We start from the raw sequence: 2,872 nt of genomic DNA on the forward strand, positions 1-2,872 counted from the left end.
GTGGCCCGTGGCTCGGCGCGGACGTCGGGGCGGACGTGCGGGCGGAGAAGCCGCTGCGGTCGCATCGGCCGTGTCATGAATCCCGGAGAGGTCGGCAACGGTCATCGCAACGCGGCTGGGCCGGCGGTGCGCTGGCGACTAGCTGCATGCCACTCCCTCGGGTGAGACGCGCGTCGAACCGGTGGCTCACGCGTTGAACCTCATGTAGCGGCGGAGCATACGACGTGATCAGGTGCCCGATCACACTCGCCGCCGTTTACCGTGCCCGCTGTCCGATGAGTGGACGGTCACGCGCGGTCAGTGCACTAGTAGCTCAGCGTGTCCGCTCGAGAGCGGGGCGTGTGGGGCGACGAGCGGTGCGGAACGTGTCGGGCCTCACGGGTGCGCACGCTATCGGTCGCCGCCGACACGCCGGGGCCGGGCCTCCCCGACGGCTTTGGGAGACTGCACCCGTCGGCGAGCAGATCCCCCGTAGAGGAGTTCCATCGTGCAGAGTTCCGGCCCCGGACACGCGGCTCCGGTGCACGTCGCGGACCTGCTCACGCGGGCCGCCGCGGATCGCCCGGACTCCGACGCGATCGTCGACGTGGCCGCCGGGACGACGCTGACGTGGTCCGCCTTCGACGCCGCGGCGTCGGCGGAGGCGTCCCGCCTGCGCGCGGCCGGGGTCCGGCCGGGCGACCGGGTGGTGATCGCGCTGCCGGACGACACCGGGTTCTGCGTCGCGCTGTTCGGCGCGATGCGCGCGGACGCGGTGGCGGTACCGGTCGGCCCGGGTTCCGTGCGCCGCGAGCTGGACGTCATCTTCTCGCAGGCCGGGCCGTCCGTGGTGGTCGCCGAGGAGACCGAGACGGTCACCGCGGAGGCGGCGGTGGAGGCCGGTGCGCAGGTGCTCGGCCCGCCGGTGCCGGGTGCGGCTCCCGCGCCCGACGGGCCGGAGGATCCCGGGACGCCGGAGGAGTGGGGCGGCGAGGCGCTGGCGGTCCTGGTGTTCACCTCCGGCACCACCGGGCGCCCCCGCGGGGTGCAGCTCTCGCACCGCGCCCTGCTGGCCAACCGGGAGCAGGCCGCGGCGCTGCGCCCGGCCCCGGTCACCCCGACCGACCGGGTGCTGCTCGCGCTGCCGCTGTTCCACGTCTACGGGCTGGCCGCCGGCCTGCTGCAGGTCTGCTGGGCCGGGGCGACCGTCGTGCTGCCGGGGCGGTTCGACCCCCCGCGTACGGCCGAGGTGCTGGTGTCCTCGCGGGTCAGCGTGCTGGCCGGGGTGCCGTCGATGTTCCGGGCCCTGCTCGACGTGCCGGCGCCGCAGCTGCGCGAGGCCCTCGGCGGTGTCCGGCTGTGCACCTCCGGCGGCGCGCCGCTGCCGACGGCGTGGCTGACCGCGTTCCACGAGGCGACCGGGCTGTCCCTGCACGAGGGCTACGGGCTCTCCGAGGGCAGCCCGGTGATCACCACGAACGACCTGGGGCGCCCCCCGAAGCCGGGCTCGGTCGGACGGCCGCTGCCCGGGATCGAGATGCGCCTGGTCGACTCCGACGGTGCCCCGCTGGTGACCGACGAGCCGGAGCCGGACGACACCGACGACCCGATCGACGACGGCTCGGACCCCTCCGACGACACCGGACTGATCGCCCTGCGCGGCCCGAACCTGTTCTCCGGCTACTGGCCGGACGGCTCCGGCGGCCCGGACGACGACGGCTGGTTCCGCACCGCCGACGTCGGCTACCTCGACGCCGACGGGGACCTGCACCTGGTGGACCGCTCGTCGGACCTGGTGATCGTGAACGGGTTCAACGTCTACCCCCGCGAGGTGGAGCAGGTGATCGGCGAGCTGGACGCGGTGGCCGAGGTCGCCGTCGTCGGGATCCCGGACGACCGCACCGGCGCCGCGGTGAAGGCCGTCGTGGTGACCGCGCCGGGTTCCGGGCTGACGCAGGAGCAGGTGCACGAGCACTGCACGGCCCGGCTGGCCCGTTTCAAGCGCCCGGCCGTGGTCACCTTCGCCGACGAGCTGCCCCGCACACCGACCGGCAAGATCGCCCGCCGCACGTTGGCCCAGATGTGACCGGCGCGGACACGAGCGGGCCGGGTGTGAGCGCGCACACGGTCCGGGTGCTGACCCGCGAGGGCTGCCACCTCTGCGACGTCGCCGGGTCCGACGTGGCGCGGATCTGTGGCGAGCTGTCCGTGCCCTGGGACACCGTCGACGTCGACACCGACCCGGAGCTGCGCGCCGAGTACGGCGACCGGGTCCCGGTGGTCCTGGTCGACGGCCGCGAGCACGGCTTCTGGCGGGTCGAGGAGGACCGGCTCCGCGCCGCTCTCGGAGGCGCATGATGGGTGGGGCCCGGCGAACCGGCGGGTGATCCCGTAGCGAAGGCCTCCCGTGACGTCGACGACCTCCCCTCCCGTGCCCACGGCCCCCGCGGCCCCGCAGATCGCGGCCGGGCCGGCGGCCGGGATCGGCCTGGCCGGCACCGCGCTCGGCGTCGGGCTCGGGCAGCTCGTCGCCGGGGTGGTCTCGCCGTCGTCGGCGCCGTTGCTGGCGGTGGGGGACCGGGTGATCGGGCTGTCCCCGCGGCCGGTGGTGGAGTTCGCGACCTCGACGTTCGGCACCGCGGACAAGGCCGTCCTGATCGCCGGCATCGTGGTGCTGCTGGTGGCGATCGGCGCCGTCGCAGGGCTGGTCTCGCGCCGCGACGAGCGCCCGGGTGCCGGCGTGCTGGCCGGGCTGGGTGTGCTCGGGGTGGCCGCGGTCGCCACCGGGTCCTCGTTCGGCCCGCTGGACCTGCTCGCCCCGGCCGCGGCCCTGTTCGCCGCGGTGTGGGCGTTCCGGCGGCTGCACCGCCTCGCGCTGCGGGCCGGGCGGCAG

General features: G+C 75.5%; 2 protein-coding genes and 1 pseudogene. All 3 read left to right on the top strand.

The features are described 5' to 3' along the window. Positions 1 to 487: 487 nt before the first annotated feature. The gene (locus I4I78_RS31615) at positions 488 to 2,065 is read left to right on the top strand and encodes an AMP-binding protein (protein ID WP_218615177.1); all 1,578 of its coding nucleotides are present in this window, start codon (positions 488 to 490) and stop codon (positions 2,063 to 2,065) included. Between the two features lie 26 nt (positions 2,066 to 2,091). Further along, the gene (locus I4I78_RS31620) at positions 2,092 to 2,337 is read left to right on the top strand and encodes a glutaredoxin family protein (RefSeq protein WP_218615178.1); all 246 of its coding nucleotides are present in this window, start codon (positions 2,092 to 2,094) and stop codon (positions 2,335 to 2,337) included. A gap of 73 nt (positions 2,338 to 2,410) precedes the next feature. Further along, positions 2,411 to 2,872: pseudogene (locus I4I78_RS31625) on the top strand (molybdopterin-binding protein); the annotation flags it as partial.

The organism is Pseudonocardia sp. KRD291 (assembly GCF_019263595.1).
In the GTDB taxonomy this organism is placed as follows: domain Bacteria; phylum Actinomycetota; class Actinomycetes; order Mycobacteriales; family Pseudonocardiaceae; genus Pseudonocardia.